Origin of the sequence: Aureitalea marina (genome assembly GCF_002943755.1) — a bacterium.
Classification (GTDB): Bacteria; Bacteroidota; Bacteroidia; order Flavobacteriales; family Flavobacteriaceae; genus Aureitalea; species Aureitalea marina.
On the sequence record NZ_MQUB01000001.1, the window covers coordinates 425,078 to 449,682 of the forward strand.

General features: G+C 45.8%; 24 protein-coding genes. 16 read left to right on the forward strand and 8 right to left on the reverse strand.

From position 1 onward, the window contains the following. The first annotated feature begins 13 nt into the window (after nucleotides 1-13). From BST85_RS02030 to BST85_RS02055, 6 genes are all read left to right on the forward strand, one after another. Complete coding sequence (locus tag BST85_RS02030; RefSeq protein WP_104811735.1) at nucleotides 14-1,429, forward strand: CsgG/HfaB family protein; 1,416 nt, start codon at nucleotides 14-16, stop codon at nucleotides 1,427-1,429. Next, nucleotides 1,429-2,949, forward strand: coding sequence for a carboxypeptidase-like regulatory domain-containing protein (locus BST85_RS02035; RefSeq protein WP_104811736.1), 1,521 nt, complete (start codon nucleotides 1,429-1,431; stop codon nucleotides 2,947-2,949). Before BST85_RS02030 ends, BST85_RS02035 begins: the two co-directional genes overlap by 1 nt. Nucleotides 2,950-3,019: 70 nt before the next feature. After that, nucleotides 3,020-4,195 carry an AIR synthase related protein gene (locus BST85_RS02040; RefSeq protein ID WP_104813865.1) on the forward strand — a complete coding sequence of 392 codons (1,176 nt, stop codon included), beginning with the start codon at nucleotides 3,020-3,022 and terminating at the stop codon, nucleotides 4,193-4,195. 62 nt (nucleotides 4,196-4,257) lie between these two features. Beyond that, nucleotides 4,258-5,334: a peptide chain release factor 1 gene (gene prfA, locus BST85_RS02045; protein WP_104813866.1), complete on the forward strand. Its 1,077-nt coding sequence runs from the start codon at nucleotides 4,258-4,260 to the stop codon at nucleotides 5,332-5,334. Nucleotides 5,335-5,336: 2 nt separating this feature from the next. Beyond that, nucleotides 5,337-6,155: an orotidine-5'-phosphate decarboxylase gene (pyrF, locus tag BST85_RS02050; RefSeq protein ID WP_104813867.1), complete on the forward strand. Its 819-nt coding sequence runs from the start codon at nucleotides 5,337-5,339 to the stop codon at nucleotides 6,153-6,155. Beyond that, complete coding sequence (locus BST85_RS02055; protein WP_104811737.1) at nucleotides 6,145-6,936, forward strand: ABC transporter substrate-binding protein; 792 nt, start codon at nucleotides 6,145-6,147, stop codon at nucleotides 6,934-6,936. Before pyrF ends, BST85_RS02055 begins: the two co-directional genes overlap by 11 nt. Here BST85_RS02055 and BST85_RS02060 read toward each other — a convergent pair. Further along, a complete protein-coding gene (locus tag BST85_RS02060) occupies nucleotides 6,916-7,092 on the reverse strand; it encodes a Lacal_2735 family protein (RefSeq protein ID WP_104811738.1) in 177 nt (58 codons plus the stop codon). The genes BST85_RS02055 and BST85_RS02060 overlap by 21 nt on opposite strands. A 238-nt stretch (nucleotides 7,093-7,330) precedes the next feature. Here BST85_RS02060 and BST85_RS02065 point away from each other — a divergent pair, with 238 nt between their 5' ends. Beyond that, nucleotides 7,331-10,780 (forward strand): methylmalonyl-CoA mutase family protein, encoded by a 3,450-nt coding sequence (locus BST85_RS02065; RefSeq protein ID WP_104811739.1) that lies wholly within the window; start codon nucleotides 7,331-7,333, stop codon nucleotides 10,778-10,780. An 11-nt stretch (nucleotides 10,781-10,791) separates the two neighbouring features. Here BST85_RS02065 and BST85_RS02070 read toward each other — a convergent pair whose 3' ends face one another. Further along, nucleotides 10,792-11,187 carry a hypothetical protein gene (locus tag BST85_RS02070; protein WP_104811740.1) on the reverse strand — a complete coding sequence of 132 codons (396 nt, stop codon included), beginning with the start codon at nucleotides 11,185-11,187 and terminating at the stop codon, nucleotides 10,792-10,794. A 131-nt stretch (nucleotides 11,188-11,318) separates the two neighbouring features. On the opposite strand from BST85_RS02070, the gene BST85_RS02075 reads away from it, so the two are divergent. Both BST85_RS02075 and BST85_RS02080 read left to right on the forward strand, forming a co-directional pair. Then, nucleotides 11,319-11,762, forward strand: a complete 444-nt coding sequence (locus BST85_RS02075; protein ID WP_104811741.1) for an Lrp/AsnC family transcriptional regulator — start codon at nucleotides 11,319-11,321, stop codon at nucleotides 11,760-11,762. Between the two features lie 70 nt (nucleotides 11,763-11,832). Further along, nucleotides 11,833-13,173 carry a hypothetical protein gene (locus BST85_RS02080; RefSeq protein ID WP_104811742.1) on the forward strand — a complete coding sequence of 447 codons (1,341 nt, stop codon included), beginning with the start codon at nucleotides 11,833-11,835 and terminating at the stop codon, nucleotides 13,171-13,173. On the opposite strand, the gene BST85_RS02085 is transcribed toward BST85_RS02080, so the two are convergent. From BST85_RS02085 to crcB, 3 genes are all read right to left on the reverse strand, one after another. After that, the gene (locus BST85_RS02085; RefSeq protein WP_104811743.1) at nucleotides 13,158-13,898 is read right to left on the reverse strand and encodes a DJ-1/PfpI family protein; all 741 of its coding nucleotides are present in this window, start codon (nucleotides 13,896-13,898) and stop codon (nucleotides 13,158-13,160) included. The two genes, BST85_RS02080 and BST85_RS02085, sit on opposite strands and share 16 nt — an antisense overlap. A 10-nt stretch (nucleotides 13,899-13,908) precedes the next feature. Beyond that, nucleotides 13,909-15,129, reverse strand: coding sequence for an MDR family MFS transporter (locus BST85_RS02090; protein ID WP_104811744.1), 1,221 nt, complete (start codon nucleotides 15,127-15,129; stop codon nucleotides 13,909-13,911). A 165-nt stretch (nucleotides 15,130-15,294) separates the two neighbouring features. Beyond that, on the reverse strand, nucleotides 15,295-15,666 hold the full coding sequence (crcB, locus tag BST85_RS02095) for a fluoride efflux transporter CrcB (RefSeq protein ID WP_104811745.1): 372 nt from the start codon (nucleotides 15,664-15,666) through the stop codon (nucleotides 15,295-15,297). Nucleotides 15,667-15,780: 114 nt separating this feature from the next. On the opposite strand from crcB, the gene BST85_RS02100 reads away from it, so the two are divergent. Next, complete coding sequence (locus tag BST85_RS02100) at nucleotides 15,781-17,841, forward strand: dipeptidyl-peptidase 3 family protein (RefSeq protein ID WP_104811746.1); 2,061 nt, start codon at nucleotides 15,781-15,783, stop codon at nucleotides 17,839-17,841. Nucleotides 17,842-17,895: 54 nt separating this feature from the next. Here the strand turns inward: BST85_RS02100 and BST85_RS02105 are convergent, their stop codons facing one another. Together BST85_RS02105 and BST85_RS02110 are read right to left on the reverse strand one after the other, a co-directional pair. Next, entirely contained in the window at nucleotides 17,896-18,588 is a 693-nt protein-coding gene (locus BST85_RS02105; protein WP_104811747.1) for a hypothetical protein, read from the reverse strand. 122 nt (nucleotides 18,589-18,710) lie between these two features. Next, nucleotides 18,711-18,899, reverse strand: a complete 189-nt coding sequence (locus BST85_RS02110; protein ID WP_104811748.1) for a hypothetical protein — start codon at nucleotides 18,897-18,899, stop codon at nucleotides 18,711-18,713. A gap of 48 nt (nucleotides 18,900-18,947) precedes the next feature. Between BST85_RS02110 and BST85_RS02115 the strand changes: the two genes are divergently transcribed. Then, the gene (locus tag BST85_RS02115; RefSeq protein ID WP_104811749.1) at nucleotides 18,948-19,334 is read left to right on the forward strand and encodes a pyrophosphohydrolase domain-containing protein; all 387 of its coding nucleotides are present in this window, start codon (nucleotides 18,948-18,950) and stop codon (nucleotides 19,332-19,334) included. On the opposite strand, the gene BST85_RS02120 is transcribed toward BST85_RS02115, so the two are convergent. Beyond that, complete coding sequence (locus tag BST85_RS02120; RefSeq protein WP_104811750.1) at nucleotides 19,331-20,401, reverse strand: branched-chain amino acid aminotransferase; 1,071 nt, start codon at nucleotides 20,399-20,401, stop codon at nucleotides 19,331-19,333. The two genes, BST85_RS02115 and BST85_RS02120, sit on opposite strands and share 4 nt — an antisense overlap. 98 nt (nucleotides 20,402-20,499) lie before the next feature. Between BST85_RS02120 and BST85_RS02125 the strand changes: the two genes are divergently transcribed. The 5 genes from BST85_RS02125 (at nucleotide 20,500) to dnaJ (ending at nucleotide 24,360) form a co-directional block, all read left to right on the forward strand. Continuing rightward, nucleotides 20,500-21,021 (forward strand): DUF4920 domain-containing protein, encoded by a 522-nt coding sequence (locus BST85_RS02125; protein WP_104811751.1) that lies wholly within the window; start codon nucleotides 20,500-20,502, stop codon nucleotides 21,019-21,021. A 2-nt stretch (nucleotides 21,022-21,023) separates the two neighbouring features. After that, on the forward strand, nucleotides 21,024-21,692 hold the full coding sequence (mnmC2, locus tag BST85_RS02130) for a tRNA (5-methylaminomethyl-2-thiouridine)(34)-methyltransferase MnmC2 (protein ID WP_104811752.1): 669 nt from the start codon (nucleotides 21,024-21,026) through the stop codon (nucleotides 21,690-21,692). Between the two features lie 24 nt (nucleotides 21,693-21,716). After that, nucleotides 21,717-22,622 carry a TIGR01777 family oxidoreductase gene (locus tag BST85_RS02135; RefSeq protein WP_245917613.1) on the forward strand — a complete coding sequence of 302 codons (906 nt, stop codon included), beginning with the start codon at nucleotides 21,717-21,719 and terminating at the stop codon, nucleotides 22,620-22,622. 84 nt (nucleotides 22,623-22,706) lie between these two features. After that, a complete protein-coding gene (locus tag BST85_RS02140; protein WP_104811754.1) occupies nucleotides 22,707-23,240 on the forward strand; it encodes a nucleotide exchange factor GrpE in 534 nt (177 codons plus the stop codon). 4 nt (nucleotides 23,241-23,244) lie between these two features. After that, nucleotides 23,245-24,360 (forward strand): molecular chaperone DnaJ, encoded by a 1,116-nt coding sequence (gene dnaJ, locus BST85_RS02145; protein WP_104811755.1) that lies wholly within the window; start codon nucleotides 23,245-23,247, stop codon nucleotides 24,358-24,360. Nucleotides 24,361-24,605: the final 245 nt, after the last annotated feature.

The window sequence follows — 24,605 nt, forward strand, 5'->3', positions numbered from 1 at the left end:
CACCTCTTAACCTATGGTAAAAATCTACAAAACAACCTTATTATTTGCGCTCCCATTTCTACTTTCAGGTTGTGGTGCGTATTGGAACCAACCCACGGGGCCTCAGGATGCAAGGATATCCGAAATTACCGAGGCAACTAAAGACTTAAGGGAACTACCACCACCGGCGGAGCCGATTGTGGTAGGGGTATACAATTTCAAGGATCAGACTGGTCAGTACAAGAACCTGGAGAATGTTTCCAGTTTCAGTACTGCCGTTACACAAGGTGCTACGACCATTTTAGTCAAGGCCCTGGAAGACTCTAAATGGTTCAGACCCATTGAACGGGAAAATCTAAACAACCTTTTAGGAGAACGGAATATCATCCGCAGTACTCGAGACGAGTACAGCGACGCCAACAACCCTCCTCAGCGCTTGAATCCTCTTTTATTTGCAGGAATGCTCCTTGAAGGAGGTGTGATTTCCTACGATACCAATATCATGACCGGTGGAGTAGGCGCCCGATACTTTGGTGTAGGTGGTTCTGCTGAATATCGCCAGGATCGTATCACGGTTTATCTTCGAGCCGTTTCCACCAATACTGGTGAGGTTCTAAAAACAGTGAACGTTTCCAAGACCATTTTATCTCAGGCTGTGGATGTTGGAATATTTCGTTTTGTGAATTTCGAACGTCTGTTGGAAGTAGAAACCGGATTCACCAAGAATGAGCCCACGCAATTGGCCGTTCAAGAAGCTATCGAACGTGCTGTAGAACTTCTGATCCTGGAAGGTATCAAAGATGACCTCTGGGGTACGCTGGAAGGAGAAGAAAAAGACCAGCAGCTGGTAGATGCTTACATGGCCGAAAAAGAGTTGGAGGAATCCACTACGCTTTACGAGCGACAGTATCTTCCTCAGGACTTTCGTCATGTTATCACTCCAAGTTTGGGACTATCCTTGATGGATGGAGATTATGACAGCAGTGTTCTTGATTTCCGAGCAGGTCTTTCCTACAAATACAGATTGTATCCGCATTTTGCGCTTGGTGCCGATTTTGAGATCTTCAGGCTCAATTCTACCCCGGAAGAAAGAACCTGGTGGCTGAGCCAGACCTTGTTGCTCGATTTTACCATCTTACCGAACGATCGTCTCTCACCCAAGGTGTATGGAGGTCCGGGGCTTTTGCTCTATGCCGATGATACGGATACCCAATTCAACAGCAAATGGGATTCCTATTTCCAGCTGAAGGCTGGTTTAGGTTTGGATTATCGGGTTTCTGATCGGGTATCGTTAGAATTGACAGGAGATTGGAATTTTGCCTTTACAGATCAACTGGATAATCTCGTTCAGGGTCGAAGAGACGATTATTATATCAACTTCGGTTTTGGTGTCAACTATCAATTTGGAGCCAGAAACAAGAATAAAGAAGCTAACTCAAACAACCAATAATGAAGACAATGATGGATAAGAAAACCTACTTGATGTGGACGAGCGTCCTCTTGTTGATCTTTACCTTTTCTTGTAACGAAGACAGAGTAAGTGAGAATCAAATTGGAAATTTACGAGGAAAAGTGGTCGAAGCGGGATCCAATACCCCGATACCTAATGCAAAGATCTCTACTAATCCTACTTCTAATACTGTCTTTACGGATAGTTCAGGAAACTACGAGATGAATGAGATTCCGGTGAATGATTATGTGGTCACTGCCGAAAGCGAACTTTATATAACCACCGCTCAACCAGCTACGGTGACTGGAAACAGCACCACCCAGGTTGTTTTTGAGCTAGAACGATCTACGACCAATAACAGGCCGCCTACGGCACCTCAGCTTAATTCTCCATCTCAGAATGAGTTGATCTCTGGTATTGAAGTGGTATTCAAATGGTCTTCCTCAGATCCTGAAGAAGATCCTATCACTTACACTTTAGAACTCAGAAATGATGCGAATAACGATGTTTTGTTGTTTGAGGATTTGAGCAATGATTCCTTAGTGTATTCAGAATTGATGATGGATACCAAATATTTCTGGCAAGTTTCTGCCAATGACGGAATCAATACCCAATCTGTTCTCAGTCCAGTAGGAACCTTTACCGTAGATGGACCGCCAGTGGATAACCGTTTCTTTTTCACAAGGACCGTAAATGGCAACAATGTCATTTTCTCTGCCGACGAAAGTGGTAACGAATTTCAACTTACCCCAAGCGACAGGAATAGCTATCGTCCTAAATTGAACGTTGCTGCTAATTTGATCGCTTTCTTAAGAACGAATGGAGCAGACGCAGATATATATACGATGGAACGTGATGGTAGCAATGTCCGCCGTGTTACCAATACCGTGAAGCCAAGTGGTTTCGATCCAAATGAGATCAGTTTTGCTTGGCCGACGGATAGTGATATGATCTACTACCCGGAATTCGAACGACTCTGGCGAATCAATAGCAACGGGCAAGGACGTGAATTGGTTTACAAAATTGAAGACGGGCGCTTCATCTCTGAAGTCGATATTAATGAAACTTTGGATTTAATAGCGATCAAAGTGAATGATCAACGTGGATATGATATCGGTATTTACTTAACAGATATGTCAGGTGTGGTCAGTGACACTGTTATTGACAATGTTTCGGGAGCTGCAAACAGTGTTAGCTTGTCAGCTACCAACAACACCTTAGTTTATACCTACGATGTATCTGGACAAGAAAATCCTGGTTACCGTCGATTCGATTCCAGAATCTTCATTTATGACAGAACTGATCAATCAACTACTGATATCTCTGGAGAAAAACCAGATGGGACCAATGATATTCAAGCCTTCTTCTCTCCAAACGAAGCTTTCGTAATATTTACGAATACTTCCAACGACGGACGTTCAAGACGTGATGTTTTCGAGGTCAATGTGGTGGGTGATGAGGACGGCGGACGTACCAGAACCATGTTGTTTATGGATGCCTTTATGGCGTTCTGGAAATAGCGAATTCTAATTAGATATTAGTGAAGACCTCATGGGAAACCATGAGGTTTTCTTTTTTACCTTTGCAGCTATGAATTCTAGCTCAGATCGATATGCGCAGCGGGGAGTTTCCGCCAGTAAGGAAGACGTTCATCAGGCCATTAAAAATGTAGATAAAGGACTATTTCCCAAGGCCTTTTGTAAGATTGTCCCGGACCATTTGACTGGTAGTCCAGATCATTGCGTCGTCATGCATGCGGACGGTGCCGGTACGAAGTCTTCCTTGGCCTATATGTATTGGAAGGAAACCGGTGATTTGTCCGTCTGGAAAGGAATTGCTCAAGATGCATTGATCATGAACATAGATGATCTACTCTGTGTTGGTGCAACCGGTAATATTTTGTTGTCATCTACTATTGGACGCAACAAGAACCTGATCCCGGGCGAAGTTATCTCCGCCATTATCAATGGGACAGAAGAGCTTCTGCAGGATCTCCGGGACCATGGTTTGGATATCTATTCGACAGGCGGAGAGACAGCAGATGTCGGCGATCTGGTTCGGACCATCATTGTCGACTCTACCGTTGTCTCACGAATGAAGCGTAGTGAGGTCATTGACAATGCCAACATTCGTTCAGGTGATGTCATTGTTGGTTTGTCTTCCTTTGGTCAAACCTCTTACGAGCAAGGCTATAATGGTGGTATGGGAAGCAATGGGTTGACTTCAGCCAGACACGATGTTTTTAATAAACTACTGGCTACGCGTTTTCCGGAGAGCTATGATCCGGCAGTTCCGGAAGAATTAGTATACTCCGGTACCGTTGGACTAACCGATGCAGTTGCTGGTAGTCCACTTAATGCGGCCCAGTTGGTCTTGTCTCCAACCAGAACCTATGCTCCGGTTATCAAGGCCCTTCTAGACGAGATAGACCGTAATTTGATCCATGGGATGGTTCACTGTAGTGGGGGAGCCCAGACCAAGGTCCTTCACTTTGTTGATGGAGTGCACGTGATCAAGGACAATCTATTTGAAATTCCTCCCCTTTTCGATCTGATCCAGCGTGAAAGTGGTACGGACTGGAAAGAAATGTATAAGGTCTTCAATATGGGGCACCGAATGGAGCTTTATGTCCCTGAGACCATTGCCGGCATAATAATCGATCTTGCTGCAAGTTTTAAGCTCGATGCCCAGATCGTTGGTCGGGTGGAAGCAGATCCTGGCGCCAGGTTGACCATAGAAAGCCCGCACGGCAGCTTTCAATATTAAGATCAGATTAGCTCAATTGTTGTAATTTTAACCACCACTAAGCGGGGGAGATCATGAACGGAATGCTCGAAAAATTAGCCATTGTCAAACAGCGATTCGATGAGGTCAGCGACCTGATCATTCAACCAGATATCATTTCTGATCAGCAAAGGTATATCCAGCTCAATAAAGAGTACAAGGACTTGAGGATCCTGATGGATAAACGAGAGCAATATGTCACCTTACACGATAACCTGCAGGAAGCGGAGGAGATCATTTCCGATGGCAGCGATGCCGAAATGGTCGAGATGGCTAAAATGCAATATGATGAGGCCAAAGGCGCCTTGCCTGGTTTAGAGGAGGAGATTCGTTTTCTCCTGGTACCCAAGGACCCTGAAGATTCAAAGAATGCGGTCATGGAGATCCGTGCCGGTACAGGAGGAGATGAGGCCAGTATTTTCGCTGGTGATCTATTTCGGATGTATACCAAATATTGCGAGGGCCGGGGTTGGAAGATCAGTGTGGTCGATTTTAACGAAGGTACCAGCGGAGGATACAAAGAGATCCAGTTCGAGATCACGGGAGAAGATGTTTACGGTGTCTTAAAGTTCGAAGCTGGTGTGCACCGGGTTCAGCGTGTTCCTCAGACTGAGACCCAAGGGCGCGTTCATACCAGTGCTGCTACAGTCATGGTTTTTCCTGAGGCCGAAGAATTTGACGTAGAGATAGACCCTAAAGATGTCCGCATTGATTACTTCTGCTCTTCAGGACCAGGGGGGCAATCGGTGAATACGACCTATTCTGCGGTAAGATTAACCCACGAGCCAACCGGACTCGTGGCCCAATGTCAGGATCAGAAGTCTCAGCACAAGAATAAAGAGAAAGCATTTAAAGTCCTTCGTTCTCGGTTGTACGACCTCGAACTAGCCAAAAAACAGGCTGAAGATGCGGAAAAAAGAGGTTCAATGGTTACTTCCGGGGACCGTTCTGCCAAGATCCGTACCTATAATTACCCACAGGGAAGGGTTACTGATCATCGGATCAATCTGACCCTCTATGATCTAAGCAACATTATAGATGGGGACATTCAGAAGATAGTAGACGAGTTGCAGCTGGTCAATAATACGGAGAAACTCAAAGAAGCCGGAGAGACGTTCTAATGATAACCATCAAGAAGCTTGTAGAACAAATTGAAGCCAAGAAATCCTTTCTATGCGTTGGACTGGATGTGGACCTGGAGAAAATCCCGACGCATTTGTTGGAAGAGGAGGATCCCATGTTTGCTTTTAACAAGGCGATCATAGACTCCACCCACCACCTGGCGGTAGCTTACAAGCCCAATACTGCATTTTACGAGGCCTATGGATTACAAGGCTGGAGATCACTGGAGAGAACCATTGAATACCTCAATGAACGCCACCCGGATATTTTTACCATAGCCGATGCCAAACGTGGCGATATTGGAAATACCTCTACTCGTTATGCCAAGGCCTTCTTCGAAGACCTGCAATTTGATTCGGTCACTGTTGCACCCTACATGGGAAAAGATTCTGTAGAACCCTTCCTGGCCTTCGAGAATAAGATTACCATTCTACTGGCCTTAACATCCAATGCAGGGGCCTTCGATTTCCAAACTCGTTCCCTGGAAGATCAGGAATTATACAAGCAAGTTCTACAAACTTCCCTTAACTGGGAAAATGCCCATAATCTTATGTATGTGGTCGGTGCGACCAAGGCAGAGTATTTGGCCGACATACGTGCCATTGTACCTGATCACTTTCTGTTAGTACCCGGAGTAGGAGCTCAAGGAGGTGATCTTGAGGCAGTTTGCCGGTACGGATTGAATAAGCAGGTCGGACTCCTGATCAATTCCTCCAGGGGGATCATTTACGCCTCTCAAGGAAGGGATTTTGCCGAGGCTGCCGCGGCTTCTGCGCTCAGCCTGCGAACTCAAATGCAGCAGATACTGGATGCTCGTTAAGGATCAGCTTGGTCGCGATTTAAGCTTTCCCTATACTCCAAGGAGAATTGTATCTCTTGTTCCCTCACAAACTGAACTTTTAGTTGATCTGAATTTGGTAAATGAGATCGTTGGGGTCACCAAATTCTGCGTTCATCCGGATCATATCCGAAAGACAAAAACTGTTGTCGGCGGTACCAAACAACTTCATTTAGACAAGGTACGTCGGTTGAAGCCGGACATTGTAATAGCCAATAAAGAAGAAAATACCCTGGAATTGGTAGAACAGCTATCAACCATCTGCCCGGTGTGGGTAAGTGATGTGGAAACTATTGAAGATGCTATGGTCATGATCCAAAGCCTGGGTGAGCTCTTCAATAAGAAACAAAAGGCATCAGACCTGGTAAATCGTATCTCGTCCGGAATGGAGGATTTGACTGTGACTTGCGCAAAGTTGGACCGTCTGAAGGTAGCCTATTTGATCTGGAACAAACCCAACATGGCCGCTGGAAGCAGAACCTTTATCGATCACTTATTGAAACGCTGTAATCTGGAAAATGTGATTGTGGAAGAACGATATCCGGTGGTAGATATTTCTCAGCTAACCCAGGCTGAGGTCATTCTATTAAGTTCCGAACCTTTTCCTTTTAAAGAGAAACACAGCTTGCAATTGAAAGAGTTGGTAGCTGCCGAAATTGAAATTACGGATGGAGAAATGTGGAGTTGGTACGGTTCGCGCTTATTGAAGTCTGTAGTGTATCTAAAGGATTTCCGACTCCATCTAGGATCGCTTCAGGCCTAATTCCTTGATCTTGGCATAGATCTTATCCGCTTCTTGTCTGGCCCAAATACTTTTTTCCTGATCTCTTGCAGCCTGTTCAAATGATTGTCTCATTAAATAAGTATACTGCTTCTCCAGTTTTTCCAATCGTGACCTTCGTCTGAACCAATCCGGCATAATTCCATCTCTTTGTGGGCACAAAGTTAGATCGGCAAGCTTAAAAATGGTCTAAATTATTGGTTAATAAGGTCTTAAATATTAGCGGATAGCCTAACTTAGTGTTAAGTTCTATAACACCAATGAGCGATGAGCTCATTTCAGGACTAGATATTATCAGAGGATTGAGCTATAATCCGCGTGCCGCATCTTTGTGAATTTCGTAAATTTGTGGTCCAAATTGTCATTCAAATTAACAATGCATCAACAGCCACCTTATATTCCTAAGAATAAAGTAAGAATTGTAACTGCAGCCTCACTTTTTGATGGGCACGATGCGGCCATCAACATCATGCGGCGCATCATTCAGGCTACGGGTGTAGAGGTGATCCATTTGGGACATGATCGCTCTGTGGAAGAAGTCGTTAATACGGCCATACAAGAAGATGCCAATGCCATTGCAATGACCTCGTACCAAGGTGGCCACAACGAGTACTTCAAATTCATGTACGACCTGTTGCAGGAAAAAGGAGCTGGTCACATCAAGATTTTTGGAGGTGGTGGTGGTGTGATCTTACCAGATGAGATCAAAGAACTCATGGATTATGGGATCACCAGGATCTATTCGCCGGACGATGGACGAGAAATGGGGCTACAAGGTATGATCAATGACCTGGTACAACAGGCGGATTTTCCAATTGGTGAATCTTTGAATGGTCAATGGCAAGATCTCTCTTCCCGAAATCCTGGGGCTATCGCTCGAGTCATATCAGCTGCCGAGAATTTCCCAGAGGTAGCCAAGGATACCCTGGAGAAGATTCACCAGAAGAATAAAACATCAAAGACCCCGGTATTGGGAATCACGGGGACAGGAGGGGCTGGTAAGTCCTCCCTGGTGGACGAGTTGGTCCGACGCTTTTTGATCGATTTTCCAGAAAAGAACCTGGGCTTGATCTCTGTGGATCCCTCCAAACGAAAGACAGGGGGTGCCTTGCTAGGGGACAGAATCAGGATGAATGCTATCAATTCTCCCAGAGTCTATATGCGATCTTTGGCTACACGACAAAGCAACCTGGCCCTCTCCAAGTACGTTGCAGAGGCTCTGGAGGTTCTTAAAGCCGCAGAATTCGATCTGATCATATTAGAGACTTCCGGAATTGGACAAAGCGATACAGAGATCTTGGATCACAGCGATGTTTCCTTGTATGTAATGACACCTGAATTCGGTGCGGCCACTCAGCTGGAGAAGATCGATATGTTGGATTTCGCTGATCTTGTCGCCATCAACAAATTTGATAAACGAGGTTCCTTGGACGCCCTTCGCGATGTCAAGAAACAGTATGTTCGCAACCATAATTTATGGGATACGCCCCATGAAGAACTTCCCGTTTTTGGAACCATTGCCTCTCAGTTTAACGATCCTGGGATGAACCAACTGTACAAGGCCATAATGGATACCTTGGATAGCAGAACCCAAGCCGGACTGAGTTCTTCCTTTGAGATAACAGATGAGATGTCTGAAAAGATTTTCGTCATTCCACCGGCAAGAACCCGATATCTGTCCGAGATTGCCGAGAATAATCGGAATTATGATCAGCGTGTCGTGTCCCAAGTCAAGGTGGCGGAAAAGCTTTACGGGATCTTTGTGACCATAGGATCTGTTCTTGGGACAGATCACAACAAAGCCATGGAGCAGTTCCTGACCAAGTCAGGTCTTAATGATGAAGCAATACAAGGGGCAACTGAAGAGAAGGATGGGCAATTGATGGAATTATTGATCGCCGAATTCGATCGAGTCAAGATGGATTTAGATCCGCATAACTGGGAGATCATTACGGCATGGAGTCACAAGATCGACCGATATAAAGCCCCTGTTTACAGTTTCCAGGTTCGGGATAAGACCATCGAGATCGATACCCATACCAAGTCTTTATCCCAGTCGGACATACCTAAGGTGGCCATGCCTAGATTTCAATCCTGGGGAGAGATTCTTCGTTGGTCCTTGCAGGAAAATGTACCTGGTGAATTTCCATACGCCTCCGGTCTTTATCCATTCAAGCGGACCGGGGAGGACCCCACTCGAATGTTTGCTGGAGAGGGAGGTCCTGAGAGAACGAATAGGCGCTTTCATTATGTAAGCCTTGGAATGCCGGCTAAACGTCTTTCGACGGCCTTTGACAGCGTTACGCTCTATGGAAATGATCCTGGGCATCGTCCAGATATCTACGGGAAAATTGGGAATGCCGGAGTTTCTATTTGCTGTTTAGACGACGCCAAGAAATTGTATTCGGGCTTCGATCTTTCCGATCCCATGACCTCTGTCAGTATGACCATAAATGGTCCTGCTCCGATGTTGCTAGGTTTCTTTATGAATGCTGCGATCGATCAGAATTGTGAGAAGTACATACAGGAACAGGGAATAGAAGATGAGGTAAAGAAAAAAATAGCTGCCATTTACAAGGAGAAAGGAAGCACGCCACCGCAGTATATGGGTGAACTTCCTGAAGGGAACGACGGTTTGGGATTAATGCTACTAGGCGTTACAGGTGACCAGGTATTAGAAGCATCTGTTTACGAGCAGATTAAGAAGGATACCTTGGCCCAAGTTAGAGGAACGGTCCAGGCTGATATTCTAAAAGAAGACCAGGCCCAGAATACCTGTATTTTCTCGACAGAGTTTGCCTTACGATTGATGGGTGATGTTCAGTCCTACTTCATTGATCAGCAGGTACGAAATTTCTATTCGGTTTCCATTAGTGGATATCATATCGCCGAAGCGGGAGCAAATCCGATCACTCAATTGGCCTTTACGCTGGCCAATGGCTTTACCTATGTGGAGTATTATTTGTCCAGGGGTATGGACATCAATAAGTTTGGTCCTAACCTCTCCTTTTTCTTTAGCAATGGGGTAGATCCCGAGTATGCGGTGATTGGCCGTGTTGCGAGAAAGATCTGGGCTAAGGCGCTTAAATTCAAGTATGGTGCCAATCCGCGTGCTCAGATGTTGAAGTACCATATTCAAACCTCTGGTCGATCATTGCACGCCCAGGAGATCGATTTTAACGATATCCGTACTACTCTACAGGCGCTTTATGCTATTTATGACAATTGTAACTCCTTGCACACCAATGCCTATGATGAGGCCATTACTACCCCGACGGAAGAAAGTGTCAGACGGGCTATGGCCATTCAATTGATCATCAATAAGGAATTAGGATTGGCCAAGAATGAAAATCCATTGCAGGGGTCCTTTATCATCGAAGAATTAACAGACTTGGTCGAAGAAGCTGTATTAGTGGAGTTTGATCGTATTACCGAACGAGGTGGGGTTTTGGGGGCCATGGAAACTATGTACCAACGAAGCAAGATCCAAGAAGAAAGTCTGTACTATGAAACCCTGAAACATACGGGTGAGCTGCCCATTATTGGGGTCAATACCTTCCTGAACAGTAAGGGATCGCCAACGGTTCTACCCATGGAAGTCATTCGGGCGACCGAGGAGGAAAAATTACATCAGATCCAGACCCTTGAGAACTTACACCAGACCTATGAGGATCGTGCCAATAAAGCGTTGGAACGGGTGCAACATGCTGCCATTCAGAACGAGAATATCTTCGAAGAGTTGATGGAAGCTACCAAAGTCTGTTCTTTGGGACAATTGACTTCTGCACTATTCGAGGTAGGCGGTCAGTATAGACGGAATATGTAAACAGGACTGACCTACATGGTCAGCATCCAGCTCCTTACCAAGAGGCGAAACTTCTTGAGTTCTGTACGAAGTATAGGTAGAAAGTCCTTGCCGTTGCTATCAACCTTCTCCAGACGTTCGCAGTTGCGATACAGGAGGTTGGTCAACCGATTGACCGAAGCAGCATAGCGCCTCTTGTCCTGGGCAAAAACCTGGCTTTCAGCCTTGAGGATCTCTGGAGCCAGTGAAATGGACTGTTGCACAATATCCCCGGAAAAGTAGATCTGCGGATCTTCTTTGCCATCCCGGCTGAGTTGATTCAGGTCTTCTACCAGATAATGAGAGATGCTTCTGGAAAGACTAAAGATCTCCAGGGCCTTCTGATAGACAGCCGATTGTGAGTGATGTGGTGGCATGTTGGGGATCATGACTTTTCTTTTGGTTCAATTAGCAATTACCTCAAAATTAACGACTTATCAGAAGACGATACTATAGAATTTAAGGTAAATGAATTATTTTTCTTTAATTATTTAGTATTTTGCGTTAAAAACAAGGTTAAATGAAACTAGATAGCCTTAATTGGGAAATTCTTGCTTTACTACAAGGAAATGCACGGCTATCCAATGCGGCCATTGGGCGGCAAGTGGGGATCAGTTCTCCGGCTGTTAGTGAGCGTATTAAAAAGATGGAAGATGCCGGAGTGATCCAACAGTATTATACGGTGATATCGGCCATAGAAAGCGGTTACCAGCTAAAGGCTATTATCACCTTAAGAGCTTTTATGGGTAAGTTGAAGCCTTTTTTACAAAAGGTACATACCTTCGATGAGGTGGTGAACTGTTATCGGATAACAGGTAATGAGAACATTGTGATGGAGGTCATCCTAAAGAATCAACATCACTTGGAGACCTTTATTGACCAACTGATCACCTATGGGGAGACCAAAACCCAGATCGTTCTCTCTCATGTAGTCCGTAATAATGAGGTTCGCCCATTGAGCTGATGCTCACATTGTTTTGTTAAACAGGAATTTGGGAGTTGCTAAAATCCAACCGCTGGCTTAACTTGTTCGAATGCGATTCCTAGTATCCTTGTTACTGCTGCCTTACTTCCTGCTTGCTCAGCAAACTGTTCCAGAGCGTACTGAACGAATCGTAATTCCAGGAACTTCAGAATCCTACCTGCAGTTTATTCCTGCAGATTATGATAAAGATAGACTGTGGCCGGCCATCTTTGTGTTTGATCCGGGCGGTAATGGAGCAAACGGTATCTCTCCTTTTTTGGAAGTCGCAGGGGAGTTTGGATACTTGGTTTTTGCGTCAAACGATGCCCGCAATGGGCGGCACAGTGAAAATTTTGATATAGCTGGCCGGATGATCAATGGGGCCATCTCAAATTATTCAATAGACGCTAAACGCATGTATGTGGCCGGTTTTTCCGGTGGTTCGCGTTTGGCCAGCGCAATTGCTGTCTTGAGCAAGCAGATGGCCGGAGTCATTGCTTGTGGTTCAGGTTTTTCGCCTAACGTAAATGAACAGCCCACTCAAGAGAGCTTCGTTTATGCCGGATTGGTGGGAACTGCGGATATGAATTATGCAGAGATGCACGCTGCTCACGCCTGGCTCAACAAATTCGATGTAAGCAATCGGATGTTTGTTTTTGAAGGAGAACACAGGTGGCCAGATCCTACTACCATCAAACGGGCGATTCTTTGGTTGGAGATGGGTACTGAAAAGAACGCCAAGCCGGAATGGCTGGCTGCGGACCGCCGTTATGGAGATAGTTTGTTCAAAGCTGGTGATTTCCTGATGGCCCACAAAGAGTTCAAGGCGATACGCGATGGAAAGCCGACATTCGCGCAACGCAAATATGCGGATAGTCTACTGGCCGTGATCGGTCAAAAAGATGATGTCATGCAACAGATCAGGGAGGAAGATCAGTTGTTGGCCAAGGAGAATAAATTGCTGAACGAGCTCAGTGAACGTTACTTACAAGACTTAAAAAAGGCCAAGAAGGCATCATTCAAATGGTGGAATAAGCAGATCGATGGGTATACAATTACCGCTGTTGAGGATGGTCCGCAGGGAAAGCAAGCGGCTCGCGTAATCAGACATATTCAGGCCATTTCCTTGGAAAGTGGATTTGTTGATCAGCAGCACAAGGATAGTTATGACAAAGCCTTGTTCTCTTCCAAATTGCTGCTATTGACCGATCCTGACCGAGGATATTATCACTATTTACTAGTATACACGCACGAGATGGGAGGAAAACGAGATCTCGCGTTGGAACAATTGGAGGATTCATTCCGTTCCGGTGCACTAAAAGCGCCTGAATTCACTACCTACCGCTTACACCAACAGCTTCAAGGAGATAAAGATTATGAAGATTTGATCGCACGTTACTCAACCGACTGATCGATCACCAGATATGGGACCTGTTCCAAGTCCCATTCGATGACCAAACCACCCGCCAGGGAACGAGCGATTTCCGCACCGTACAGATGCTCGACAAGATATAAAGCCGCCTCAAAACTCTTTGCACCTCCAGCAGAAGTGATGTATTTACCATCGTGCACAAACAACACCTCCTTTCGAACATCCAAGCCCGGGAACATGTCCCGCATCTTGTCGATATCAGATGGAAAGGTTGTTGACACTTTTCCTTCCAATAATCCAGCCTTGGCCAGCACAAAGGCCCCGTCGCAATGGGAAGTGATAAACTGGGCTTCCCGATCAACCTGTTGTACGAACTGAATCAAAGCTTCGTTTTCCAGGTCGGAGTCGAGGTGATGCTCGGCACTGGGAACCACAAGGATGTCGATCTTCGGTAGTCCTTCATCCAAATAATTATAGTCCGGTAAGAGGTACATGCCTTCAAAGGTCCTGACCGGGTCCAGAGTATTGGCCACGGTAAATACATTCATGGCCTTTATACCCTCCCGAAATACGGTGTGCTGAAAAATATCGAAGGGAGCGGTCAGTTCGGTATTGTAAACCCCGTCCATAATTAAAAAGGCAACATTATAATTTCCCTCCACCAGTTGAACAGCCGGTTTTTCGAATGTGGATTCCTGAGGTTGCTCCTTGGAGTTGCAACTCACCATGAACAAGGCAAAAAGAATGTAAATATATTGGTTCATCCTCATGTGTTTAATAGGAATCAAAGTTATCCTTTTTTCGAAGCTGACGCAGCAAATAAATACTCAGTCCAACTGCGACAATCAAAAGGGCAAAGAAAATATACCAGGTGTTGGCGAAACCAAACTGGTCGATCAAGTTCATTCCTCCATTGTGCCCAATGATGTGAGACAATGACCAACTCATGCTGTAAAGCCCCATATAGCTTCCCTTGCGTCCTTCTGGCGAAAGTGCGATGGCCAGGGCATTAGAAAAGGGGGAGCCTATCATCTCGCCTAGGGTCATTAGTATCATCCCGACAATCAAGATCCAAAAACCGCTACTGAAGTTCAGGACCAAGAAGCTAGCAGCCAGGAACAATATTCCCCAGATCATGGCTCCGGTCTTGGTCAGTCCTAGCCGTTCCAACCAGCCGATCAGTGGCATTTCCAGTAATACGATCATAGCTCCATTTAGAAACAGCAGCCAGCCGATCACATCTTCGCTTAACCCACGATCTTCCTGATAGTAGAGCGGAACCGTAGAGAAGTATTGAACGAAGACCAGGCTATTGATCACCATGATCAGCAGGAACAGCATGTACAATGAATTACGATATGGTGGTTTCCCGGCTTTGACTTTCTCTTTCTCTTCATTTTGATCCCGTTTCTTGGGTTTTAACAAGACGAATAACAGTGCAGAAGCTAGCAGGCAGCTGCCTCCATCTATCCAGAAGATGGAATTGTAACTCACATGAGCAATTAGTATACCTCCAATTACAGGCCCTATTGAAAAGCCCAGGTTGATGGCCAGACGTATTAGCCCAATGCTGCGCGTCAGGTTTTCTTTTTTGCTATACACGTCAGCGGCCACGAATATCCCGGGACGATACAAGTCTACCGCCCACATTAGTCCAAATAGCCCGATGACCAATCCTTCAAAACTGTCGATAAATTGAATACTGATGAACCCTAGTCCTCCCAGGAACAAACTGATCACTATGGTCTTGTAAAATCCGATCCGATCGGTGAGCTTACCGCCCATCCAGTTACCCAAAAGTGAACCCAAGCCATAGCCGGTCATGATCCATCCGACCTGAGGTAGACTAAATCCTTTCTCACTCACCAAATACAGTGAGAGAAAGGGGATTACCATTGCTCCTGCCCGGTTGATAAAGGTAACCAGCGAGAGTAGCCAGATCTCCTTGGAAAGACCTTGAAAGTTTGCTACATAGTGCCGATAGAGCGTTTTCATGTATATCAAAATTAAAACGTCCGGCTTTCGGGCCGGACGTTTGGTCATGGTTTTATCTTATCGTTTGATCAATACCATATACACCTCATTCCTGGCCAGTAAGCGGTCACTTGGATTCGTTGTGTATTGGAATTTTTCATTTATTCTGTGTTCCTGTCAAAAGTACTAAAAAAAGCGAACCAGCCATATCCCTAGAAATACCGAAGCGAAACCCAGGACAAAGCTTCCTATGGCGTAGATACCAAAGGAAAGCAGGTCACCGCTCTTCAATAAAACATGGTTTTCATAGGCAAAGGTGGAAAAGGTGGTGAACCCTCCACAGAATCCGGTTGCCAATAAAAGAACAGCCTGGTCGGAAATCCCCTGTGATCGCGCAGCAAAACCTAAGATGATCCCAATGAGCAAGCTCCCTAGGACATTGGCCAGGAAAGTCCCGTAGGGGATACCGCTTTGAGAACTGTTGAGGTAGAGTCCGAGACCATAGCGGGCGATGCTACCCAGTCCACCTCCAAGGAATACAAGTAAGACGTTTTTCATTTGGTGAGCTTACTTAGCGAAGATAAACAAAATGACAGGCTAGGGGATTTGAGTGATTTATCTCATGAGCTTAAACCTAAGAATTCATAAATTTGGCGAACTAATCCAATAAAGATGAAACGACAATTAATTCTGGGACTTAGCTTGCTTTTGGCTGTGCTGTGGTCCTGTGCCAATGACAAATCCAAGGAAGCCGAAAAAACTGATGAAGTTGCTCAAACAGAAATGGCTTCGGACAATTTTGATTACCAGGTAGATCAATTTGCTGATCTTCGAATCCTGCGTTATCAGATACCAGGTTTCGAGGAGCTTAGCCTGAACGAACAAAAACTGGTCTATTTCCTGACACAAGCCGGTCTTGCCGGTCGCGATATGATGTGGGACCAGAATTACCGCCACAACCTGGAGATTAGGGAAGCACTGGAAGGTATCTACACCAGATACAAAGGAGAGAAAGAGTCTGAAGATTGGATGGCCTTTGAGACCTACCTCAAACGAGTTTGGTTCTCCAACGGTATTCATCATCACTACAGCAATGATAAGATCAAGCCTGGATTCTCTGCCGAATATCTCCAAGGATTGCTAAGCCAGACCAATACTACTTTAGAGGGAGAGGCTTTCGAGGTGATCTTTAACGATAAGGATGCCAAAAAGGTTAACCTAAGCAAGGATGCCGACATCGTACTGGAGAGTGCTATCAATTTTTACGGACCTGATGTGACCACGGCAGATGTGGAAGCCTATTACGGTTCCTTTGATGTAGATCCTAACGAGCCCATTGAGATCGGTCTAAACACCAGATTGGTCAAGGAAAATGGCGAGTTAAAAGAGCTGGTTTACAAAAGCGGCGGACTATATGGAGCTGCGATCGACCAGGTGATCTTTTGGTTAGAAAAGGCCAGGGAAGTAGCTGAGAGCGAAGCTCAGGCCAAAGCCCTGGGTCTGCTGATCGAGTATTATCGAACGGGTAGTTTGGACATTTGGGACGATTATGCTGTGGCTTGGGTAAACTCCACAGAGGGAAACATCGATTGGATCAATGGTTTTATAGAAGTTTATAACGACCCTAAGGGTTACAAAGGATCCTATGAGACCATCGTAGAGATCAAGGATTTTGACATGTCCAAAAAGATGGCCGTGCTCTCTAACGAAGCCCAGTGGTTTGAAGATAATTCCCCACTGATGCCGGAGCACAAGAAGAAGGAAGTTAAGGGAGTTTCTTATAAGACCGTAATTGTGGCCGGTGAGGCCGGGGATGCTTCTCCATCTACTCCGATCGGGGTCAACTTGCCCAATAACAACTGGATCCGTCAAACCCACGGGAGTAAATCCGTCAGTCTGGGTAATATCATCAACTCTTACAACAATGCCGGAGGTAGTGGAAGGTTGAAGGAATTCGCACACGACCCTCAGGAGATCGAGTTGGAAGAGAAGTACGGGCAACAAGCTGATAAATTACACACTGCACTGCACGAAGTTGTTGGGCACGCTTCCGGTCAGATCAATGAAGGTGTGGGCACGCCCAAGGAAACCCTAAAGAGTTACAAATCGACCATAGAGGAGGGCCGGGCCGATCTGTTCGGTCTGTATTACCTAATGGATCCTAAATTACAAGAACTAGGACTAACCGATAATTACGAGGAATTGGGCAAGGCCGCATATGATGGTTATATCCGAAATGGACTTGTTGGTCAGCTGGTACGTTTGGAACTGGGAGCTGACGTAGAGGAGGCCCACATGAGAAATCGCCAATGGGTTAGTGCCTGGGTATATGAAAAAGGAGAAGCCGATAATGTGATCACCAAGGTAGAACGAGATGGTAAGACCTACTACGACATCCAGGATTACCAAAAACTTCGTGAGCTATTTGGTGAGCTATTGAAGGAAACCCAGCGGATCACATCCGAGGGCGACTACGAGGCTGCCAAAGCCCTGGTAGAAGACTATGGCGTAAAGGTAGACCAGGAATTGCACGCCCAGGTACTGGAACGAAATAAGCAGTTCAAGTCACCACCTTACAGTGGTTTTGTAAATCCTTACATCATCCCACTTACGGATGATCAAGGGGAGATCACTGGATTCAGGATCCAACATCCGGAAAGTTTTGAAGCGCAAATGCTGGAATACAGCAAGGTCTACGGACATCTCAGGAAATCTGAAGCCGTTCAGATGTAAAAATGAAAAACCCTCCATTTGGAGGGTTTTCTTTTGTCTTATAAATAGGATGTGTTATTTGACCCTGGCCTGGAACTCGTCAATTACTCCTTCGTAACGACGAAGAACTCGATCCCACTCTTTAAAGAGTTCGTCACTCTTGACACTGACCATTGCTAAACCAGAGGCTTCACTAACCAGTTTTACTTTAAAGGTTAATGGGTCATCAGAAGCTTCTTTTACGATGATCCTTGAACGAACCGTATTTTGCTTAAAGGTCTTCAGCTCCCAGGCAGTTCTTAGGTAGCCCGTTTCCTTATCGGTCATTTCGATTACATCGATGTACGAGAGTACGATCTGGTTGATAAGTTTCCAAGCTTCGTCCTTATCGGTCTTGTTGACCTTAAGTTCAATATCGATGTTGGCAATATCTGTCTGAACCGATGCGTCATATGCATCGTCTCTTTGCATTTCGATATAATATGTTTTTGGAGGGGAGGTCATCTTCTTCTTGTTACAGAATTCGATGCGCTCCGTCAGGAAACCTATCTTTTTAGCTATTACGGTAACACAGTCATTGCTGGGGACAGTCACTTCGACAGTTCCTTTACCAACCATTTTACCGTTAACATAAATTTCAGCATCTGACTCGGAAGTCCCGACTTCGATTCTTTTTTTACCGAAATCGTCTTCTGTGTTCATGGAAATTCCTGGTGTGGCTACCAACACCAAAAAACTGAAGAGGGCGAGAGCGTAGTGTTTTTTCATTTGGAGAGTTATTTAGTTAATTGGCCTAAATATACGGGAATTTTGTAGGAATTAATTCTGACTAAAATAAATGTTAACATAACACCCAGATAGACAGAAATTTAAGCTAATTGCTCCCTGGCTTAGTCCTTCAGGTACCATTTCAGGAAGAGAAGCAATCCTGAAAAAAGCAGGAATCCGACCAATACCCATAGGCTACCTTTGTAGTGTTTTCGGTGTAATTGCTTGTCTTTTCGATAGCTGAATACCATCAGAGCCACAAAGGCGATCACAAAGAAAATAGCAAAGATCAACTGGCCGGAACTAAACATAAAATACGTAGTTTTAGTCCTGCAAATTTACGATCAATACCACACATTATGCAAGACAAGATAGCCGCAGTTGCCAAATTTCACGATGCTTTCGGTCTGGGGATCAGACATAGCCCCAAAGCCGACCTGGGCGAATCCCTGAACCTACTTCGCTATAAACTGATGCGCGAGGAGAATGAGGAATATCTGGAAGCGGCCAACGACGGAGACCTGGTAGAGGTTGCCGATGCTTTAGGCGATATGCTGTACATCTTGTGTGGTACCATCATTGAGCACGGCATGCAGTACAAGATCGAGGAAGTATTTGCAGAGATCCAGCGCAGCAATATGAGCAAATTGGGTGCCGATGGTAAGCCCATATACCGGGAAGATGGTAAAGTGCTGAAAGGACCTAACTATTTTAAACCGGACATTGCCGGTATCCTGGAGAACTAATTGATGGGGTATCGCCAGTTGTACGGATCCGGTGCGCAGTTGTATTGAATATCGTTCAGCGCCTTTTTGAATCTGATTGCATAGGAACTCTCCTGGGCAGGTAGATCATATTTTGTGCCCCTGTAAGAAAAGGCCTTAACCGGGCTGACAACGGCAGCGGTTCCCGCCCCGAATATCTCTTTAAGTGTTCCTTGCTGTGCAGCTTCCACGATCTCACTGACTTCAACTCGTCTTACTTCCACATCAATGCCGGCGTCCTTAGCCAGGGTAATGAGACTCTTTCTTGTAACTCCATCCAGAATACGGTCGTTGGTTGGAGCTGTCAACAATTTATCTCCAACTCGGAAGAAGACATTCATGGTACCAGCCTCTTCCAGGAATTGATGGGAATTGGCATCGGTCCAGATGACTTGTTGGAAACCTTGCTCCTGGGCCAAACGGGTAGGATAGAACTGAGCTCCATAATTACCCGCCGCTTTGGCATAACCAACTCCGCCGTCAGCTGCACGGCTATATTTTTCGGCTATGACCACACTGACATCACCAGAGTAATAAGCTTGTGCAGGCGAGAGTATGATCATGAATTTATATTGGTTGGCAGCGGATGCCGATACCCCGATCTCACTGGCGATCACAAACGGACGGATATAAAGGGAATTCCCCAGACCTGGTTTTATCCAGTCATTATCCATACGCAGTAACTCTTCCAAAGCGCCAAAAAAGTACTCCCGTGGAAATTCGGGTATGGCCAGGCGCTCTGACGACTTGTTGATCCGGTTGAAATTCTCATCCGGTCGGAACAGGAAGACCTTGCCCTGATCGTCCTTGTATGCTTTCATACCCTCAAACACCGCTTGACCATAATGAAATACCTTGGCCGCTGGGGAAATGGTCAACGGGCCGTAAGGTCGGATCGTTGGTTGCTGCCAATGTCCATTGATATAGTCACATTCGAACATATGATCGGTAAAGACCGTTCCAAAGACCAGCTTGTCAAAATCGACCTGATCGATACGGGATTCTGCAGCTTTTTTGACGATGATATCACTGACGGAAATGCTTTGCATGCAAGTGGTTATTTAGGGTGTAAAATTAGTTAAAATATGGCCATTTTCAGGCCAAAATTGCCGAAATTTGCAATGGACTAACCCATAAACCACATACCATGAAAAAGTCATTATACATCGCCTTGCTAGCGACAATAGCCGTAGTTGGTTGTAAGGAAAAAACACAAGATGCAGAGGCTGAAACCTCAGCTGCACCAACGGAAGAAATTGCGGTGAATTATCAATCCTTCGGCCAACAGATCGATGATCAAGAAGTGTCGGATAAAGCGGCCATGTTGGAGCAATACATGAGCATGAAAGAGGGAGATACTATTGCTATGAAATTTCGTTCCAAGGTCAACACAGTATGTCAGATGAAAGGATGCTGGATGCGACTGGATCTGGGAGATGAGGAAGTTCATGTGACCTTTAAGGATTACGGTTTCTTCGTTCCCAAGGATATCGCAGATCAGGAAGTGATCGTCGAGGGAATCGCCTATGTGGAGATGACCGATGTGGATACCTTGAAACACTTTGCAGAGGACGCTGGAAAACCACAAGCCGAGATCGATGCCATAACCGAACCTCAGCTGACCTATGCCTTCCTGTCCTCTGGTGTGCTGCTGCCAGAAAAACAATAACCTTGAAACGCAAACTGCTGCGTACAGCCGATGGTTCCCTGACCATTCATCTACCGGAATGGAATGAGCACTATCACTCTCATCATGGAGCCATAGCAGAGGCCGAGCATGTCTTCATGCAGATGGGATTGAACCATTGCCTAAAGCAGTTTGACGAGCGACCGATCGCTGTATTGGAGATCGGATTCGGAACAGGATTAAATGCCTTGATGACCCTTCAGCAAGGGATGCGTCAGGGCATTTCGTTTCATTACCGCACACTGGAAGCTTATCCGGTAGCTGAGATGGAGTATAGTCAATTGAACTATCCGGAGTTGTTGGAGGCGGACTCGAAAATCTTTTCAGATTTGCATCAGGCGGACTGGAATACAACGGTGAACATTAGCCCAGGCTTCGACCTGGAGAAGGTTAATATTCGCTTGGAGGATTTTGAACCGAGTGGAGACCGGCATCTAATCTTCTTTGACGCCTTTGGACCGCGGGTCCAACCAGAGCTATGGACGGAAACTGTATTTGAGAAGATGCATGCCGAACTGCTTGACGGTGGAAGCTTGGTCACCTATTCTGCCAAAGGGAGTGTGAGAAGAGCCATGCAGTCCGTAGGATTCGAGGTTGAACGCTTGCCCGGTCCACCCGGAAAACGGGAAATGCTCAGAGCGACCAGGACTTAGCCGTATCTTTGTAAAAAAGTGCAAATGAAAGTACTCATTGCAGGAGCTACTGGGTTGATCGGTCAGGAATTGGTGCGGCAATGCCTGGAAAAAGAGATAGCGGTCAATTACCTGACCACCCGTAAGGATAAGATCATTCACCGAGAAAATTACAATGGATATCACTGGAGTCCGGACCATGGTGAAATGGACCTGGATGCCCTAAAGGGCGTAACTGTCGTCATAAACTTGGCCGGTGCCACGGTGGCAAAACGTTGGAACAAGTCCTATAAAGAGCAGGTACTCAATAGCCGTATACAGACCGCACAAGTTATATTCAATGGGCTAAGTAGTATAGAACACAGAGTCCAACATTATATAGGAGCCAGCGGTATCAGCTATTACCCAGATTCTGATAAGGAGCGCTACAAGGAAGATTTCGAGCAACACTCACCTTCATTTTTAGGTCGTGTAACTCGAGACTGGGAGGCTGCCGCTCTGGCCATGGAAAAACTAGGAGTAAAAGTTGGCCTGGTCCGAACTGGACTGGTCATGGATATGCAGGCAGGAGCTCTGCCTCAGATGGTCGGCCCGATCAGGAAAGGACTGGGTGCGCCTCTGGGACGAGGTACTCAATGGCAAAGTTGGATTCATATCAAGGATATAGCCGCGATCTATCTGTTCATGGCAGAAAATGGTCTTACCGGCATTTACAATGGAGTGGCACCTAATCCGGTCACGAATAAAGCCTTAACCTTGAAGATTGCCCAAGTCATCGGGAAGAAGATCATCCTGCCCCCAGTACCGGCATTCATGCTTCGCCTAATGTTGGGCGAAATGGCTGATCTTGTCCTGGAAGGGCAATGGGTGAGCTGCGAAAAGATCAGGCAAGCCGGATATGTCTTCCAATATGACCATGTAGACTTGGCACTCGACGATCTGTTAGGCTAATAACCCATGTGACATTTTGACATTTTACAGGAATTGGCGTTACTTTTGCAGCCTCGTAATCACATTGTACATTATATCAATTCAATGAGTAAGAAAGAAGAACAAGAGATCACACCAGAAGAAGCTGTGAAGCCTGAGAAGAAAAGCAAAAAGGCCAAAAAGGAAGGAGAGGAATTGGAGACGGTAAAGGCTGATCTGGCGGCCGAAAAGGATCGCTATCTGCGCTTGTTTGCAGAGTTCGAAAATTATAAACGCAGAACGACCAAGGAGCGGGTCGAGTTATTTAAAACGGCTGGTCAGGAGGTCATGGTTGCCTTACTCCCTGTATTAGACGACTTTGATCGGGCGTTGAAAGAAATTGAGCGTTCAGGAGATGATGGCCTATTCCAAGGGGTAGAACTGATCAGCAACAAACTGAAAGAGACCTTGCGCGCTCAGGGCTTGAAGGCTACTGATGATGAGGTTGGGACCACTTTTGATGCCGAGATCCATGAGGCCGTAACCCAAATCCCTGCTCCATCAGATGAAATGAAGGGCAAGGTGATCGACGTGATCGAAAAGGGCTATACCCTGGGCGAGAAGATCATTCGATTCCCCAAGGTAGTGATAGGACAATAAGGAGATGAAGGAAGATTTTTATGACATATTAGGCGTCTCTAAGAACGCTACTTCGGCCGAGATCAAAAAGGCCTACAGAAAGAAGGCCATTGAGTATCATCCGGATAAGAATCCAGGCGATACCAAAGCTGAAGAGATGTTCAAGAAGGCAGCAGAAGCCTACGAAGTACTTAGTGACCCGGACAAGAAAGCCAAATATGACCAATTTGGTCACCAAGCCTTTGAAGGAGGAGGATTTGGAGGTGGCGGCATGAATATGGACGACATTTTCAGCCAATTCGGTGATATTTTTGGAAGTGCATTTGGGGGTGGTGGCTTTGGTGGTTTTGGTTTTGGCGGCGGCGGACAACGCCGTGTCAAAGGCAGTAACCTGAGGATACGGGTTAAACTGAGCCTGGAGGACATTGCTAACGGAGTCGATAAGAAGATCAAGGTCAAACGAAAGAAGGTTGCGGCAGGGACTACTTACAAAACCTGTGGCACCTGTAATGGTCAGGGCCAGGTTACCCGAATTCAGAATACCATCTTGGGCCGCATGCAGACAGCCACAACCTGTTCTACTTGTGGCGGAAGTGGCCAGGTAGTGGATTCTCGTGGAAGCGGATCTGATTCTATGGGTATGATGGTGGAAGAGGAAACTGTGAGTATCAAAATACCTGCGGGTGTAGTAGATGGCATGCAGTTAAAGGTTTCCGGAAAGGGAAACGAAGCTCCTGGAGGAGGAATTGCCGGAGACCTTTTGGTCGCTATAGAAGAAATGCCACACGAGCAACTTCAACGGGATGGCGATAACCTGCATTACGACCTGTATATCAGTTTTAGCGATGCCGCCCTGGGAACCTCCCAGGAGATAGACACTGTAAGTGGTAAGGTCAGGATCAAGATCGAACCGGGTACTCAGAGTGGAAAGATCCTCCGTCTGAGAAACAAAGGAATTCCTAGTATCAATGGGTATGGTTCCGGAGATCTGCTGGTCCATGTCAATGTTTGGACTCCACGTCACTTATCCAAGGAACAAAAAGAATTCTTCCAGCGGATGAAAACGGACGAGAACTTTGAGCCGAAACCTGAAAAACAGGACAAGTCATTCTTTGAAAAGGTAAAGGACATGTTTTCTTAAAAAACAATCCTTGTTAAATTATTTTACCTATATTTGACTGTCGCTTCTCTTAAAGCGATAATTTTTCTTTTTCATAGCAATTTTTTTCCCACCCTTAACGCAAGTTGAGGGTGGGTTTTGTTTATAGACTCTTTTTCAGACAACTAGCTTATTACGGACCACTATTTCCAAGGGCAACTACTCTTTTGTTCCAACGGTCTGTAACAAACATTTCACTTCTCATACAAACAGTTGAATCACCGACT